The 15,333-nt window shown below is 61.4% G+C and carries 15 protein-coding genes; 7 read left to right on the top strand and 8 right to left on the bottom strand.

Features of this window, described 5'->3' with window-relative positions; genetic code table 11:
- The first annotated feature begins 212 nt into the window (after positions 1 to 212).
- From cdhC to GYA94_RS09605, 3 genes are read left to right on the top strand one after another with little or no spacing between them, the layout of a single operon-like run.
- Complete coding sequence (cdhC, locus tag GYA94_RS09615; RefSeq protein ID WP_161892199.1) at positions 213 to 1,097, top strand: 3-dehydrocarnitine:acetyl-CoA trimethylamine transferase CdhC; 885 nt, start codon at positions 213 to 215, stop codon at positions 1,095 to 1,097.
- A 19-nt stretch (positions 1,098 to 1,116) separates the two neighbouring features.
- Entirely contained in the window at positions 1,117 to 2,082 is a 966-nt protein-coding gene (locus GYA94_RS09610) for an L-carnitine dehydrogenase (protein ID WP_161892198.1), read from the top strand.
- Between the two features lie 10 nt (positions 2,083 to 2,092).
- Entirely contained in the window at positions 2,093 to 2,587 is a 495-nt protein-coding gene (locus GYA94_RS09605) for a thioesterase family protein (protein ID WP_110678151.1), read from the top strand.
- Positions 2,588 to 2,612: 25 nt separating this feature from the next.
- Here the strand turns inward: GYA94_RS09605 and GYA94_RS09600 are convergent, their stop codons facing one another.
- Positions 2,613 to 4,529 (bottom strand): reprolysin-like metallopeptidase, encoded by a 1,917-nt coding sequence (locus GYA94_RS09600; protein ID WP_110678153.1) that lies wholly within the window; start codon positions 4,527 to 4,529, stop codon positions 2,613 to 2,615.
- 453 nt (positions 4,530 to 4,982) lie between these two features.
- Between GYA94_RS09600 and GYA94_RS09595 the strand changes: the two genes are divergently transcribed.
- Positions 4,983 to 5,240, top strand: a complete 258-nt coding sequence (locus GYA94_RS09595) for a hypothetical protein (protein WP_009682891.1) — start codon at positions 4,983 to 4,985, stop codon at positions 5,238 to 5,240.
- A 106-nt stretch (positions 5,241 to 5,346) separates the two neighbouring features.
- On the opposite strand, the gene gbdR is transcribed toward GYA94_RS09595, so the two are convergent.
- Together gbdR and GYA94_RS09585 are read right to left on the bottom strand one after the other, a co-directional pair.
- Positions 5,347 to 6,453 (bottom strand): choline metabolism transcriptional regulator GbdR, encoded by a 1,107-nt coding sequence (gbdR, locus tag GYA94_RS09590; RefSeq protein ID WP_009682890.1) that lies wholly within the window; start codon positions 6,451 to 6,453, stop codon positions 5,347 to 5,349.
- Between the two features lie 447 nt (positions 6,454 to 6,900).
- The gene (locus GYA94_RS09585) at positions 6,901 to 8,277 is read right to left on the bottom strand and encodes an L-serine ammonia-lyase (protein WP_110678157.1); all 1,377 of its coding nucleotides are present in this window, start codon (positions 8,275 to 8,277) and stop codon (positions 6,901 to 6,903) included.
- A 451-nt stretch (positions 8,278 to 8,728) separates the two neighbouring features.
- Here GYA94_RS09585 and GYA94_RS09580 point away from each other — a divergent pair, with 451 nt between their 5' ends.
- From GYA94_RS09580 to choV, 3 genes are all read left to right on the top strand, one after another.
- Positions 8,729 to 9,676 (top strand): choline ABC transporter substrate-binding protein, encoded by a 948-nt coding sequence (locus tag GYA94_RS09580; RefSeq protein ID WP_029886408.1) that lies wholly within the window; start codon positions 8,729 to 8,731, stop codon positions 9,674 to 9,676.
- Positions 9,677 to 9,757: 81 nt separating this feature from the next.
- On the top strand, positions 9,758 to 10,606 hold the full coding sequence (gene choW, locus GYA94_RS09575) for a choline ABC transporter permease subunit (RefSeq protein ID WP_172828412.1): 849 nt from the start codon (positions 9,758 to 9,760) through the stop codon (positions 10,604 to 10,606).
- Positions 10,603 to 11,781 carry a choline ABC transporter ATP-binding protein gene (gene choV, locus GYA94_RS09570; RefSeq protein WP_009682886.1) on the top strand — a complete coding sequence of 393 codons (1,179 nt, stop codon included), beginning with the start codon at positions 10,603 to 10,605 and terminating at the stop codon, positions 11,779 to 11,781. Before choW ends, choV begins: the two co-directional genes overlap by 4 nt.
- A gap of 103 nt (positions 11,782 to 11,884) precedes the next feature.
- Here choV and hisF read toward each other — a convergent pair whose 3' ends face one another.
- The 5 genes from hisF to hisB all read right to left on the bottom strand — a co-directional run bounded on the left by hisF (position 11,885) and on the right by hisB (position 15,104).
- The gene (hisF, locus tag GYA94_RS09565; RefSeq protein WP_029886410.1) at positions 11,885 to 12,655 is read right to left on the bottom strand and encodes an imidazole glycerol phosphate synthase subunit HisF; all 771 of its coding nucleotides are present in this window, start codon (positions 12,653 to 12,655) and stop codon (positions 11,885 to 11,887) included.
- 109 nt (positions 12,656 to 12,764) lie between these two features.
- The gene (hisA, locus tag GYA94_RS09560; RefSeq protein WP_009682884.1) at positions 12,765 to 13,496 is read right to left on the bottom strand and encodes a 1-(5-phosphoribosyl)-5-[(5-phosphoribosylamino)methylideneamino]imidazole-4-carboxamide isomerase; all 732 of its coding nucleotides are present in this window, start codon (positions 13,494 to 13,496) and stop codon (positions 12,765 to 12,767) included.
- A 114-nt stretch (positions 13,497 to 13,610) separates the two neighbouring features.
- Positions 13,611 to 13,871 carry a DUF2164 domain-containing protein gene (locus GYA94_RS09555; protein ID WP_009682883.1) on the bottom strand — a complete coding sequence of 87 codons (261 nt, stop codon included), beginning with the start codon at positions 13,869 to 13,871 and terminating at the stop codon, positions 13,611 to 13,613.
- Positions 13,872 to 14,510 carry an imidazole glycerol phosphate synthase subunit HisH gene (gene hisH / locus GYA94_RS09550; protein WP_009682882.1) on the bottom strand — a complete coding sequence of 213 codons (639 nt, stop codon included), beginning with the start codon at positions 14,508 to 14,510 and terminating at the stop codon, positions 13,872 to 13,874.
- The gene (hisB, locus tag GYA94_RS09545) at positions 14,511 to 15,104 is read right to left on the bottom strand and encodes an imidazoleglycerol-phosphate dehydratase HisB (protein WP_009682881.1); all 594 of its coding nucleotides are present in this window, start codon (positions 15,102 to 15,104) and stop codon (positions 14,511 to 14,513) included.
- Positions 15,105 to 15,333: the final 229 nt, after the last annotated feature.

The raw sequence follows: 15,333 nt of genomic DNA, 5'->3' as shown, positions 1-15,333 counted from the left end.
CGGCAAGCCGGCTGCGGACAACCGCAAGCTCACCGCCAACTGATCCGGCCTCTTCGCCTGTAGGAGCGGCCTTGTGTCGCGAAAGGGCTGCGCCAGCAGCCCCAGGATTTGTGCGCGCTGCTGAAATCTGGGGCCGCTTCGCGGCCCTTTCGCGACACAAGGCCGCTCCTACAAGCGAAAGGGCCAGCACAAACAACACAAGGAACAAAGCCATGAACCACGACGTCATCATCACCTGCGCCCTCACCGGCGCTGGCGACACGGTCGCCAGAAGCCACCTGGTCCCGGTCACCCCGAAACAGATCGCCGAATCCGCCGTCGAAGCCGCCAAAGCCGGCGCCACCGTGGTCCACTGCCACGTGCGCGACCCGCAAACCGGCCGCTTTAGCCGTGACGTGGCGCTGTACCGCGAAGTCATGGAGCGCATTCGTGAAGCCGACGTAGACATCATCGTCAACCTCACCGCTGGCATGGGGGGCGACCTGGAAATCGGCCCGGGCGAATCGCCGATGGAGTTCGGCCCCGGCACCGACCTGATCGGCCCGCTGGAGCGCCTGGCCCACGTCGAAGCCCTGCTGCCGGAAATCTGCACCCTCGACTGCGGCACCCTCAACTTCGGCGACGGCAACGCCATCTACGTCTCCACCCCCGCGCAACTGCGCGCCGGTGCCAAGCGCATCACCGAGCTGGGTGTGAAAGCCGAGCTGGAGATTTTCGACACCGGCCACCTGTGGTTCGCCAAGCAGATGATGAAAGAGGGCCTGCTCGAAGACCCATTGTTCCAGCTGTGCCTGGGCATCCCGTGGGGCGCGCCGGCTGATACCTCCACCATGAAGGCCATGGTCGACAACCTGCCGGCCAACGTCACCTGGGCCGGCTTCGGCATCGGCCGCATGCAGATGCCGATGGCGGCTCAGGCCGTGCTGCTTGGCGGCAACGTGCGGGTGGGCCTGGAAGACAACCTGTACCTGGACCGTGGCGTGCTGGCCAGCAATGGCCAGCTGGTGGAACGCGCTGCCGAAATCATCACCCGCATGGGTGGCCGCGTGCTCAGCCCGGCAGAAGGCCGGGAAAAAATGAACCTCAAGCGCCGCTGATCCCACTCAGGAGACCGATATGCCCTTCATCACCGAGATCAAGACCTTCGCCGCGCTGGGTAGCGGCGTGATCGGCAGCGGCTGGGTTGCCCGCGCCCTGGCCCACGGCCTGGACGTAATCGCCTGGGACCCTGCACCTGGCGCGGAGCCGGCGCTGCGCAAGCGTATTGCCAATGCCTGGCCAGCGCTTGAGAAGCAGGGGCTGGCGCCCGGCGCGTCACAAGCCCGCCTGAAGTTCGTCGCCACCATCGAGGAATGCGTACGCGGTGCCGATTTCATTCAGGAAAGCGCACCAGAGCGGCTGGACCTGAAGCTCGACCTGCACGCAAAAATAAGCGCCGCGGCCAAGCCCGAGGCCATCATCGGCTCCAGCACTTCCGGCCTGCTGCCCAGCAAGTTCTACGAGTCTGCCACGCACCCCGAGCGCTGCGTGGTGGGCCACCCGTTCAACCCGGTGTACCTGCTGCCGCTGGTGGAAATCGTCGGTGGCAAACGTACCGCGCCCGAAGCCATCGAGGCGGCGAAGGTCATCTATACCGCCCTGGGCATGCGCCCGCTGCACGTGCGCAAGGAAGTGCCCGGTTTCATTGCCGACCGCCTGCTCGAAGCACTCTGGCGCGAGGCCCTGCACCTGGTGAACGACGGCGTGGCGACCACCGGTGAAATCGACGACGCAATCCGCTTTGGCGCCGGCCTGCGCTGGTCGTTCATGGGCACCTTCCTCACCTACACCCTGGCCGGTGGCGATGCAGGCATGCGCCACTTCATGTCGCAGTTCGGCCCGGCGCTGAAACTGCCGTGGACCTACCTGCCCGCACCGGAACTGACCGACAAACTGATTGACGATGTGGTGGACGGCACCTCGGCGCAACTGGGTGAACGCAGCATTGCCGCACTGGAACGCTATCGTGATGACACCCTGCTTGCAGTGCTTGAAGCCGTAAAGAGCAGCAAGCAAACGCACGGCATGTCGTTCGGCGAATGAGGAGCCCACAATGCCCGCACTGATCACCTATCGCACCCCAGTCCAGGAGGGCTGGGTGGACTACAACGGGCACCTGCGCGATGCCTTCTACCTGCTGATTTTCAGCTACGCCACCGATGCGCTGATGGAGCGCATCGGCCTGGATGCCGACAGCCGAGGGCAGAGTGGGCATTCGCTGTTCACCCTGGAGGCGCACATCAACTACCTGCATGAGGTGAAGCTTGGCACCGAGGTGTGGGTGCAGACGCAGATCGTCGGCGTTGATCGCAAGCGCCTGCATGTCTATCACAGCCTGCACCGGGCCGGGTTCGATGAGGTGCTGGCTGCCAGCGAGCAGATGCTCCTGCACGTTGACCTGGCGGGGCCGAAATCCGCGCCGTTCGAAGCGCGCAGCATGGCGGCGATACATCACCTGCAAACGCAACAGGATGATTTGTCGATACCCAACTACGTTGGCGCAACCATCCGCCGCCTGAGCCAGCCGGCGGACGGCTCAACCTGCTGACCCTTCGGCCCCTTACCCACGCACATCAACGGCTGGGCATAGGCGGTTGATCATGTGTATCAATATCGTAGGAGACACGATAGATGGCCCCGTTCATATACCCTCCCCCCCGATGAACCCTGATGAGGTTTTCAGGCAGCCCACTGGCACTGTCCCAATTGGCGACCTCAAAACGGCCTTTGTAAGACCCGCTGAAGCACAGGCTCTTGGCCGAGGTTTCGCTATGGAAGCAGAGCTTCCTGGCATCGCCAAGAAAGCCGTAAACCTTCGCCGAACGCGACTTGCCGTTGGACACCGCGCTACACGCAGCCCAGGTTGACAGGTCGTAAACAGCCCCGGCGGGGAGCCGAAGCTCACAAGAAGCACCTCGAAAATTCGCCTGCGAGTAGAGTTGGATGGTGAGTTTGTTATCCCTCGCATACTCAACGTGGTCGATATTGCCAACCAGTGGTTTCGAGCCGGAGTCTTCACGACGCAAGCCGTGCGGCAATGCCGCTTTCTTGTCGATATCTGCGACTTCAAAGTCGCCTGCATAGGCACCCACATAACAAGACGACAGATCGAGCCTGTAGGACTTCAAGCAAAACTTGCTGCCGTCGGTAAAGTCACTGACCTTCATTGATTTCACGGCGGTGCAAGGGGGCAGATGCATGCCGGGCACCATGAATATGCTGCACTGCTGACCGAGAAAATTACGCTCCGCATAAAGTTCAACATAGAGTCTAGGTGCGGTTGGTGGGGGGTAGAGGTTTTCGATTTCTTCCCGATGCTCATCGAGGGTGCGAGCCACATCATGGTGTTCGGGCGTACCTATTGGCACGCCTTGATAAGTGAGCCTTGGGTTGGAGAAATAGGGTATGGCCCCCCATGTGGTGACCATCCGGGTATGGAATTTCGGATTATCATGGCTATAACCGAACTTGTAGCCAGGCGATGTTCCGTTCCAACCGTGCGCGGCGCCCAACACGTGCCCAATCTCGTGAGCGAACGCTTCAGCAGCACCGACAATGACATAGCCGCCTGTGGCGACCTCACCCCCTGTACCCGGGTAGGACGTATACAGCGTTACCACGTCGGCCAGAAGCTCATCGCGCCAGCGCTGCACCTCATTATTCAAGTCTCGACCCGGCGTCCTGAAGTCCCTGAACTGCTCTACACCGGTCTTGTCGCCTTCCTTGTAATCAGGCTCCATGAACCCCGCAATACTGACAGTAACGGGTACATTCGAGTTGAGCATCACCTGATTGGCATCTTGCACGACACGGGCTAGCGTCGCACGGTAATCCGGGTTTTTGACGCGCCGTTCATGGGTTGTAAAAAACAGCACACGGATGGTGCTGTGGTCTGAACTTGGCACTCTGTGAGCACTGGGCTGTTGTGGCTGCCGACGCGGTTCAATGAACTTGTCGACAGGGCGCTTGGCTTCGTCGATCTGGACGAGCACATGTTGCCCGGCCCCAATATAGTGCAGTTCGTAGGAGACCCCGCCAATGTGAATAGCCCCCACCAACTTCTGCCCATCGCGGACGAGGGAGATCCAGGTAAAAGGATCAAAATCAATTTCAGTCGTGTTGCTTTCATCCGGCCCAGCCACCGAATCTCCGACCCACCCCACCATCCCCGGGGCCGGCGGATCGCTACGCCGCAGCCTGAAGGTAGCGTTCTTGTGCTCACCCAACGGAACACTCAGCGTTGTCGTGGCCGCGGTGACGACTGCTGCATTCACACGCACGCGATGCACCTGCTCGGTAGCGGGATCCTTTAACAGATCATTGAGCAATGGATGGATCTCGTTATTGTCCTGGAGAGCGACTGGATCATCATCTTCAGCCATTTGGAAAAGCTGCAAGGGCGGCGATATTGCCTCATCACTGCTGGCAAGCAGGCCCATGCTTGCCACGACCAATACGGTTGCTGAAATCAAACGCAGCCAGAACTTCATAGCGAATTCCCCATTTCACTGGAAAGTAAAATTACGGGGCAGTCGCCAACCGAAAACAACTGACAGATTTACCAGGTGTGCATCGGCCCTAGATGAACATGGAAGTGTTGGTTGATTGCACTGTTGTTTTCCAGCACCAGTGCACAGGCCGGGCAGGCCGATGCGCCGAGCCAGAACACACCCTGCGCCCAAAAAATAACCCCGGAAAGCCGTGAGCATCCGGGGCCAAGAGCGAGCAACATCCACTGTGCATGAACGAGGGTGACCAAACCCTCTGGTACCGTGAATGGCCTCAGTGTGGGGCCTGGGAAGGCGCTGGATTTAGCCGTAAACGACCTGTTCTTAGCCATGGCAGCCATGCCGGCATTCTGTTGTTGCGGGTCTGTCGCCCGCGTCACAGAATCGGTCGTAAATCACAGCAGCACTCTCTTCGCGATAAAAGGGACAACAGCCATGATGCATGCGGATTTGATTGATCAGGACGACCTGGCAGGCCACCTGCGGGCGCGTGGGTTCGACATTCCAGCCGGGGCCACTGCCGAGCAGGCCTGCGAGGCAGTGGTGCGCGGGCTGACCGAGCCCAATGCACGGGCCCTGAAGGGGATGGTGGAACAGATGTATACCGGTAGCGCGACGATTCTGCCGGCGGTACGCCAGGCCATCGACAAGCAGTTGTTGCCGGCATTGGCGCAGTTCAACAAGCGCGCCTGATTTCTTCTGTTACGGCCCTATCGCCGGCAAGCCAGCTCCCACAGGGATCACACAGGCTCAAGACCTGTGCAAGACCTACGGGAGCCGGCTTGCCGGCGATGCCGTTTCAGAGCCTTACGCTGGCAAAGGTCGATTCGTTACGCGCCTGACTCAGGGCAGCCATCGGCCCGCTGTGCGGCGACAAGGTCATGGCCTGCGGAATCGGCATCATTGCCACCTGCTGCGTGGTGTTGGAGCCCACGCGCTCATCACGCGGCGGAATGCCGAAGTACTCGCGGTAGCATTTGGAGAAGTGCGGCGTGGAGACGAAACCGCACACCGATGCCACTTCGATGATCGACATGGGTGTCTGTTTGAGCAGCTGCCGGGCGCGGATAAGGCGCAGCTTCAGGTAGTAGCGCGACGGCGAGCAGTGCAGGTACTTCTGGAACAACCGCTCGAGCTGGCGCCGCGACACCGACACATACACCGCCAACTCGTCCAGGTCGATCGGCTCTTCCAGGTTGGCTTCCATCAGCGCGACGATTTCCTGCAACTTCGGCTGGTTGGTGCCGAGCATGTGCTTGAGCGGCACGCGCTGGTGATCCTGCTCGTTGCGAATGCGCTCGTAGACGAACATTTCGGAAATGGCCGCCGACAGCTCGCGGCCGTGGTCGCGGCTGATCAGGTGCAGCATCATGTCCAGCGGCGCGGTGCCGCCAGAGCTGGTGAAGCGGTTGCGGTCGAGGGTGAACAGGCGGGTACTCATGTTGACCCGCGGGTAGGCCTCCTGCATGGCGGCCAGGCATTCCCAGTGCACGCTGCAATCAAAGCCGTCGAGCAGGCCGGCACAGGCCAAGGCCCAGCTGCCCGTGCACACGGCACCCAGGCGCCGGGACTGACGCGCCTGGGCTTGCAGCCAGGTTACGTGCTCGCGGGTCACGGTGCGCTGAATGCCTACACCGCCGCAGACGATCACGGTGTCGATCGCAGGGGCGCTGTGCATTGCCGCGTCCGGGGTAATCTGCAAACCATCGCTGGCCCACACCTGGCCGCCATCGACCGTCAGCGTGTGCCAGCGGTACAGTTCGCGGCCGGACAGCTGGTTGGCCATGCGCAGGGGCTCCACAGCCGAAGCCAGGGAAATCAGGGTGAAATTGTCCAATAGAAGAAACCCGATGGACTGGGGTGCTGTGCGGTTCTGGGACGGGGTCCCGGAGGTGTAGGACGTCATCGCGGTTTCTCCTCACACAAATGCTGGATGTGCCTCAGGCGGGCACTCATTTTCTTGTTATTGCCCCCGTCACATGCCGGGGGTGGGTGACCATTACCTACGCAAACGCCGTGCCTGAAATTGAATGGCCATCCAAAAAAACCTGAAAACGACCCCTTTGTCAGGCAAATCATAGGCTTTGGATGTGCTGGCCAAGTTGTCTCAAACAGCCGTGCTAGGCGCCGTGCGGGTAACGGCTGAGCAGTTTGGTGACACGCCATTGGGCAGTTGCCCAGAAACGACACTGTTTAGTGTCACCGACAAGTCCCACACTGATTACGACATCCGGCAATTGGCAGATTCGAGTGCACCATAAAGGAGCATTGGCAGGCATTTTGCGCTGCCTTGAAACTCGAGGGCCTCTTGCCGGGTTCAACCGCCAAGAGGCCCTGGGTGCCTACTGGAACATCAGCATTCGATGGCATTGACCGCCAGGCCACCGCGGGAGGTTTCCTTGTACTTGTCGTGCATGTCGGCACCGGTGTCGCGCATGGTACGGATCACCTGGTCGAGGGAAATGAAGTGCTCGCCATCGCCACGCAGGGCCATTTGCACCGCGTTGATGGCTTTTACCGCAGCAATCGCGTTGCGCTCGATGCACGGCACCTGCACCAACCCGCCCACCGGGTCGCAGGTGAGCCCCAGGTTGTGCTCCAGGGCAATTTCCGCGGCGTTTTCCAGCTGCGCCGGGGTCGCGCCCAACACTTGCGCAAGGCCGGCAGCGGCCATGGCGCAGGCAGAGCCGACCTCACCCTGGCAGCCTACTTCGGCGCCGGAGATGGAGGCGTTCTTCTTGCACAGGATGCCGACCGCCGCAGCGCCCAGGAAGAAATCGGTAACACTGGACTCGTCCACCTCATCGCTGAAGCGCATGTAGTAGTGCAATACCGCCGGGATGATGCCCGCCGCGCCGTTGGTAGGCGCCGTCACCATGCGCCCGCCTGCGGCGTTCTCTTCGTTGACAGCCAGGGCGAACAGGTTGACCCACTCCATGGCACTCATGGTCGAGCCGATCACGTTGGGCTTGCCGATCTCCTGCAGGCTGCGGTGCAGCTTGGCGGCGCGGCGGCGCACATTTAGCCCACCGGGCAACGTACCCTCGTATTTCAGGCCGTTGTTGACGCATTCCTGCATGGCTTGCCAGAGCTTGCGCAAGCCGGCGTGAATCTCCTCTTCACTGCGCCAGACCTTTTCGTTGGCCATCATCAATTGCGACACGCTGAGGTCGTTTTGCTTGCACAGCTGCAGCAGCTCGGCGGCGCTGTTGAAATCGTACGGCAGCACCGTCTGGTCGGCATCGAGCACGCCACTGGCGGCCTGCGCGGCATCCACCACAAAGCCGCCACCCACCGAGTAATAGGTGTCTCGGTGCAACTCGCCCTGCTCGCCTTCGGCAACCAAGGTCATGGCGTTGGGGTGGTAGGGCAGGTTTTCGTCCAGCAGCAGCATGTCGCGCGCCCACACGAACTCGACAGGCAGGCGCCCGTCCAGCTTGAGGGTATTGGTTTCGCGCAGGTCGGCGATGCGCGGCACGATCTGGGTCGGGTCAATGGCGTCTGGCCATTCCCCCATCAGCCCCATGATGGTGGCGTTGTCGGTGCCGTGGCCGACGCCGGTGGCCGACAGCGAGCCATACAGGCGCACCTCGATCCGCCGCACCCGTTCCAACTCGCCGCGCTCGCGCAGCCCTTGGACAAACAGGGCGCCAGCACGCATGGGGCCGACGGTGTGGGAGCTGGAAGGCCCGACACCGATCTTGAACAGGTCGAACACGCTGATGGCCATTACCGAATCACCTCTTGCTGGGCTTGTCTGTGCGCGCCATGCGCACGGCGGGGTAGCTGCTAGGCTCAAGCAGGGCCGCCTTGAATTGCCAGCATCATCGGGCTTTTACCGGCCGCCTCGCCGTCTGCAACCGACGCCATTTTGTCCAGCAGCGCCGCACCGGTTTTACCTGGGGAATGGGCCCGACACGCCGTTTTCCATCGGCCTGGTGACGCAAAAATGCGGGCGAGGGGTTGGAAAAATCCATAAGCGACATCGCCCATACTGGATACGACCCGTTCCGTACTGGATACGACCCTACCAGTAGGCGATTGCCCGGCGGTGGAGGATTATCGAAAGCGACTCGTAAAGCACGGCCACGCATCCTGCCCTCTGCAGGCCTGGTCGACCGGACCGTCAGAACGTTCGGCGACCCACGCGAACCCGAAGACAAAATCTCAGGAGTCCACCCATGAAAGGTACACCCTCGCTGTTGCTGGTTGCGTTGCTGTCCGCACCGTTGCTGGCTCAGGCCGCCGAGCCCGAGCAGTGCCAGACGGTCCGTTTCTCCGATGTCGGCTGGACCGACATCACGGTCACCACTGCGACCACCAGCGTTGTGCTCGAAGCACTGGGTTACAAAACCCACACCACCATGATCTCGGTACCGGTGACCTACAAGTCGCTGGCTACCGGCAAGGACCTGGACGTGTTTCTCGGCAACTGGATGCCGACCATGGAAAACGATATCAAGCAGTACCGCGACGCCGGCACTGTGGACACCGTGCGCGCCAACCTGGAAAACGCCAAGTACACCCTGGCCGTGCCCCAGGCGCTGTATGACAAGGGCCTGAAGGATTTCAGCGACATTGCCAAGTTCAAGCAGGAGCTGGGCGGCAAGATCTACGGCATCGAACCCGGCAACGATGGCAACCGCACCATCCAGAGCATGATCGACAAGAACGCCTTCGGCCTGAAAGACGCCGGCTTCAAGCTGGTGCAGTCCAGCGAGGCCGGCATGCTGTCGCAGGTCGACCGGGCGCAGAAACGTGGCGAAGCCATGGTGTTCCTGGGCTGGGAACCGCACCCGATGAACACCCGCTTCAAGATGCAGTACCTGACCGGCGGGGACGAATACTTCGGCCCCGACTTCGGCAAGGCGACCGTATACACCAACACCCGCAAAGGCTACGTGCAGGAGTGCAGCAACGTTGGCCAACTGCTGAAGAACCTGTCGTTCGAGCTCAAGGATGAAAGCACCATGATGGGCTACGTCCTGGACGACAAGATGAAGCCCGAGGCCGCTGCCAAGAAATGGCTCAAGGACAACCCAGGCAAGCTGGACACCTGGTTGGCCGGCGTGACTACCGTGGATGGCAAACCCGGCCTGGAGGCGGCCAAGGCCAAGCTGACGCAATAACGCAATTCGCCATAGCGCTACCTCGGGGCAGGACCGTGCCTGCCCCGGGTTGAGTTCAATCTATGCAGGTGGAAGCTCGCTATCATGCTTATCGATCAGAAAATACCGCTGGGTCAGTACATCGCCTCGTTCGTTGAATGGCTGACCCTGCACGGCGCGAATTACTTCGACGCCATCGCACAGGGCCTGGAGTTCATGATCCACGGCGTCACCAGTGCCTTGACCTGGTTCAACCCGTTCGTCCTCACCGCCCTGTTCGCCGCCCTGGCGCACCTCATCCAGCGTAAATGGTCGCTGACCGCATTCGTCGCCCTGTCGTTCCTGTTGATTCTCAACCTGGGTTACTGGCAAGAAACCATGGAAACCCTGGCACAAGTGACCTTCGCCACCGTGGTGTGCGTGGCCATCGGTGTGCCGCTGGGCATCGTCGCCGCGCACAAACCGATGTTCTACACCGCCATGCGCCCGGTGCTCGACCTGATGCAAACGGTGCCCACCTTCGTGTACCTGATCCCCACCCTGACGCTGTTCGGCCTGGGCGTGGTGCCAGGGCTGATCTCGACCGTGGTGTTCGCCATTGCCGCCCCTATCCGCCTCACCTATCTGGGCATCTGCGACGTACCGCAGGAGCTGATGGACGCCGGCAAGGCGTTTGGCTGCTCGCGCCGCCAACTGCTCACCCGTATCGAACTGCCGCATGCGATGCCCAGCATCGCCGCCGGCGTTACCCAGTGCATCATGTTGTCGCTGTCGATGGTGGTGATCGCCGCCCTGGTCGGCGCTGACGGCCTGGGCAAACCTGTGGTCAACGCACTGAACACCGCCGATATTTCCCTGGGCTTCGAAGCGGGCCTGGCGATCGTGCTGCTGGCGATCATGCTCGACCGTATCTGCAAGCAACCGGAACTGCCGGTAAGGGGTGAAGCATGAGCATCATTCGTTTCGAAGACGTCGACGTCATTTTCTCCAACAAGCCACGCGAGGCGCTGGCACTGCTGGACAAAGGCCAGACTCGCGAGCAGATCCTCAAGCAGACCGGCCTGGTGGTGGGCGTCGAAAAAGCCAACCTGGACATCCAGAAGGGCGAGATCTGCGTGTTGATGGGCCTGTCCGGTTCGGGCAAGTCGAGCCTGCTGCGCTGCATCAACGGCCTGAACACCGTCAGCCGCGGCAAGCTGTTTGTCGAACATGAAGGCAAGCACATCGACATCGCCCACTGCACCCCGGCCGAGCTGAAAATGATGCGCACCAAGCGCATTGCCATGGTGTTCCAGAAGTTCGCCCTGATGCCCTGGCTGACGGTACGCGAGAACATCAGCTTTGGCCTGGAAATGCAGGGCCGGCCAGAGAAGGAACGGCGCAAGCTGGTCGACGAGAAGCTTGAGCTGGTGGGCCTGACCCAGTGGCGCAACAAGAAGCCGGACGAACTGTCGGGCGGCATGCAGCAACGTGTTGGCCTGGCCCGCGCGCTGGCGATGGACGCCGACATCCTGCTGATGGACGAACCCTTCTCGGCACTGGACCCGCTGATCCGCCAGGGCTTGCAGGACGAACTGCTGGGCCTGCAGGCCAAACTGAGCAAGACCATCGTGTTCGTCAGCCATGACCTGGACGAGGCGTTGAAGCTGGGTAGCCGTATCGCGATCATGAAAGACGGCCGGATCATCCAGTACAGCAAGCCGGAAGAAATCGTGCTAAACCCGGCCGACGAGTACGTGCGTACCTTCGTCGCCCACACCAACCCGCTGAACGTACTTTGCGGCCGCAGCCTGATGCGCAGCCTGGACAACTGCAAACGGGTCAATGGTTCGGTGTGCCTCGACCCGAGCGGCGACTCGTGGCTGGACCTGGGCGAAGGCAACTCGATCAAGCGCGCACGCCAAGGGCAAAACGGCCTGGAGATGCAGCAATGGGCGCCGGGGCAGTCGGTGGAAGGCCTGGGGCGCCGGCCGACGCTGGTGCATGCGGACATCGGCATGCGTGAAGCGCTGCAGATTCGCTACCACACCGGCAACAAGCTGGTGCTGCAGGAGAACGACAAACTGGTGGGGATTCTGGGGGATACCGAGCTGTATCACGCATTGCTTGGCAAGAACCACGGGTGATGCAATTGGGGCCGCGCTGCGGCCCTTTCGCGGGCACGCCCGCTCCCACAGTGTAGGAGCGGGCGTGCCCGCGAAGGGCTGCCAAGCAGCCCCAATCAATGTTTCAGCGAACGACGATCCCGCGCGCTGCCATGTAGGCCTTGGCCTCCGGCACCGTGTACTCGCCAAAGTGGAAAATGCTGGCCGCCAGCACCGCGCTGGCATGCCCTTGCACAATACCGTCAGCCAGGTGCTGCAGGTTACCCACCCCGCCCGAGGCAATCACTGGAATACCCAGCGCATCGCTGATGGCCCGGGTAACCCCCAGGTCGAAGCCGCTCTTCATGCCGTCCTGGTCCATGCTGGTCAGCAGGATCTCGCCGGCACCCAGGCCCTCCATCTTCTTCGCCCATGCCACCGCATCCAGCCCGGTCGGCTTGCGCCCACCGTGGGTGAAGATTTCCCAGCGGGGTTCTTCACCCGGCCCGGACACCTTCTTGGCGTCGATGGCCACGACAATGCACTGCGAGCCAAAACGGTCTGCCGCCTCGCCCACGAACTCCGGGTTGAACACCGCGGCGGTGTTGATCGACACCTTGTCTGCCCCGGCATTGAGCAGGTTGCGGATGTCCTGCACGGTACGCACGCCACCGCCCACGGTCAGCGGGATGAACACCTGGCTGGCCATGCGCTCGACGGTATGCAGGGTGGTATCGCGGCCATCGACGCTGGCGGTGATGTCGAGGAAAGTGATTTCGTCGGCACCCTGCTCGTTGTAGCGACGGGCAATTTCCACCGGGTCGCCGGCATCACGGATGTTCTCGAACTTGACGCCCTTGACCACCCGGCCGTTGTCCACGTCCAGGCAAGGGATGATGCGTTTAGCTAAAGCCATGGAAGCTCCTGGGGGCAGCTGCAAGCTTCAAGCGGCAAGCTGCAAGATAAAGCAGTACGCGGTCCGGCTTTTCTCTTGCAGCTTGCAGCTTGCAGCTTGCCGCTCCTATTCAATAGTTGTCGCAGAAGGCCTGGGCCTCGGCCACGTCGAGGGTGCCTTCGTAGATGGCACGGCCGGTGATGGCGCCGATGATGCCGGGGGCCTTGGCGTCCAGCAGAGCCTTGATGTCACCCAGGTTGTGAATGCCGCCCGAGGCAATTACCGGAATCGAGGTGGCTTCGGCCAATGCCTTGGTGAATGGCACGTTGCAGCCTTGCATCATGCCGTCCTTGGCGATGTCGGTGTAGACGATCGCCGAAACGCCATCGGCCTCGAAACGCTTGGCCAGGTCGATGACCTGCACCGAGCTGACTTCGGCCCAGCCGTCGGTGGCGACGAAGCCGTCCTTGGCATCCAGGCCAACGATGACCTTGCCCGGGAAGGCCTTGCACGCCTCGGCGACGAACGCTGGCTGCTTGACCGCCTTGGTGCCGATGATCACATAGCTGACGCCAGCCTTGACGTAGTGCTCGATGGTTTCCAGCGAACGAATGCCGCCGCCGATCTGAATCGGCAGGGTGGGGTAGCGCTTGGCAATGGCAGTGACCACTTCACCGTTGACCGGCTGGCCTTCGAAGGCGCCGTTCAGGTCGACCAGGTGCAGGCGGCGGCAGCCACCCTCGACCCACTTGGCGGCCATGCTCACCGGGTCGTCGGAGAATACCGTGGAGTCTTCCATACGGCCCTGGCGCAGGCGCACGCAGGCACCGTCCTTCAGATCGATAGCGGGGATAATCAGCATGCTCTTTCCTTCGTCAATTCAAGCGGCAAGTTGCAAGCGACAAGCTGCAAGCAATGCGCGTCGTGTATTCGATAGGCGATCCAGCTTCGGCTTGCAGCTTGAAGCTTGCAACTTTCAGCTTTTTTCAAGCGCCCACAGATCGCTTTCGATGCTCTCGAACCGCTCCTTGAGGTGCAGCTGAACATCGGCAATCGCCCTGTTGTAGTAATGGGGTGCAATTTCTTTGCTGAACAGCTCAAGGACCTCAGCCACCTCGAAAGACCCCAGCTCCAGCTCGAAACGGTCTTCGAGGAAGCGTTTGAGCGTAGCGAGCGCGTCGCGCTCCTGCTCAGGAGCCAGGGTGATGATCGGGGCCTTGGTCTTTGACCTGCTCATTTACCAACGCCCGTCCCAGGCGACGAAATTCTGCAGCAGCTGCAGGCCATGGGTATGGCTTTTCTCCGGGTGGAACTGCACGGCGAAGCGCGAGCCATCGGCCAGTGCGGCAGCGAAATCGACGCCGTAGTGGCCACGGCCAACCACCTGGCCCGGCTTGCCGGCATTGATGTAGTAGCTGTGCACGAAATAGAAACGTGCGCGGTCCGGAATGTCGTGCCACAGCGGGTGGTGGATGGTCTGGCTGACTTCGTTCCAGCCCATGTGCGGCACCTTCAGGTGCTCGCCGTCTTCTTGCAGGTCTTTGCCAAAGAAGCGCACCTGGCCGGGGAACAAACCGATGCAGTCGACGCCGGTGTTCTCCTCGCTGTGTTCGAGCAGTGCCTGCATACCCACGCAGATGCCCAGGAACGGCCGGTCCTGGCTGACTTCGCGCACCAGGCTGTCGAAGCCCAGGCGGCGGATTTCGGCCATGCAGTCGCGAATCGCACCTACCCCAGGGAACACCACGCGATCCGCCTCGCGGATGACCGCCGCATCACTGGTCACCAGCACTTTACCGGCACCGACGTGCTCGAGCGCCTTGGCCACCGAGTGCAGGTTGCCCATGCCATAGTCGATTACGGCTACCGTCTGCATTTATAGGCACCCTTTGGTGGACGGCATCTGGCCGGCCATGCGCTCGTCCAGGGTGACCGCCATGCGCAGGGCACGGCCGAACGCCTTGAACACGGTTTCGATCTGGTGGTGAGTGTTATGGCCACGCAGGTTGTCGATGTGCAGGGTAACCAGGGCGTGGTTGACGAAGCCCTGGAAAAACTCCTGGAACAGGTCGACATCGAAGCCGCCGACGCTGGCCCGGGTATACGGCACATGCATTTGCAGGCCTGGGCGGCCCGAGAAGTCGATGACCACGCGCGACAGCGCTTCGTCCAGCGGCACGTAGGCGTGGCCGTAGCGGAAGATGCCCTTCTTGTCACCGATGGCCTGGGCGAATGCCATGCCCAGGGTGATGCCAACGTCTTCGACGGTATGGTGGTCGTCGATATGGGTGTCACCCTTGCACTCGATATCCAGATCGATCAGCCCGTGGCGGGCGATCTGGTCCAGCATGTGTTCCAGGAAAGGCACACCGATATCGAATCGGGCCTTGCCACTGCCATCGAGGTTGATCGAGCACTTGACCTGGGTTTCCAGGGTATTGCGCTCGACGGAAGCCTTACGTTCGACCATCACCAGCTCCGCAAAATCATTGGGCGAAAAGGGTGCCATTATAGGCCCAGAACGCGCCAGCTTGAAACGCGGATGACATATGGCAAAGCGAGCAATGACGGGGGGTTGATAGCGCTACAGGTCTATACAACCGGGTGAAGGGGGCTGCTTTGCAGCCCATCGCGACACAAGGCCGCTCTACAGGCCCCACCGTGTTCAAAGCCTAGGGTGGACCTGTGGGAGATTCTAT

Source organism: Pseudomonas juntendi, from assembly GCF_009932375.1.
Lineage (GTDB): Bacteria > Pseudomonadota > Gammaproteobacteria > Pseudomonadales > Pseudomonadaceae > Aquipseudomonas > Aquipseudomonas juntendi.
The sequence above is the reverse complement of the archived record's forward strand: the minus strand, read 5'-3'. Positions and strand labels throughout refer to the sequence as shown.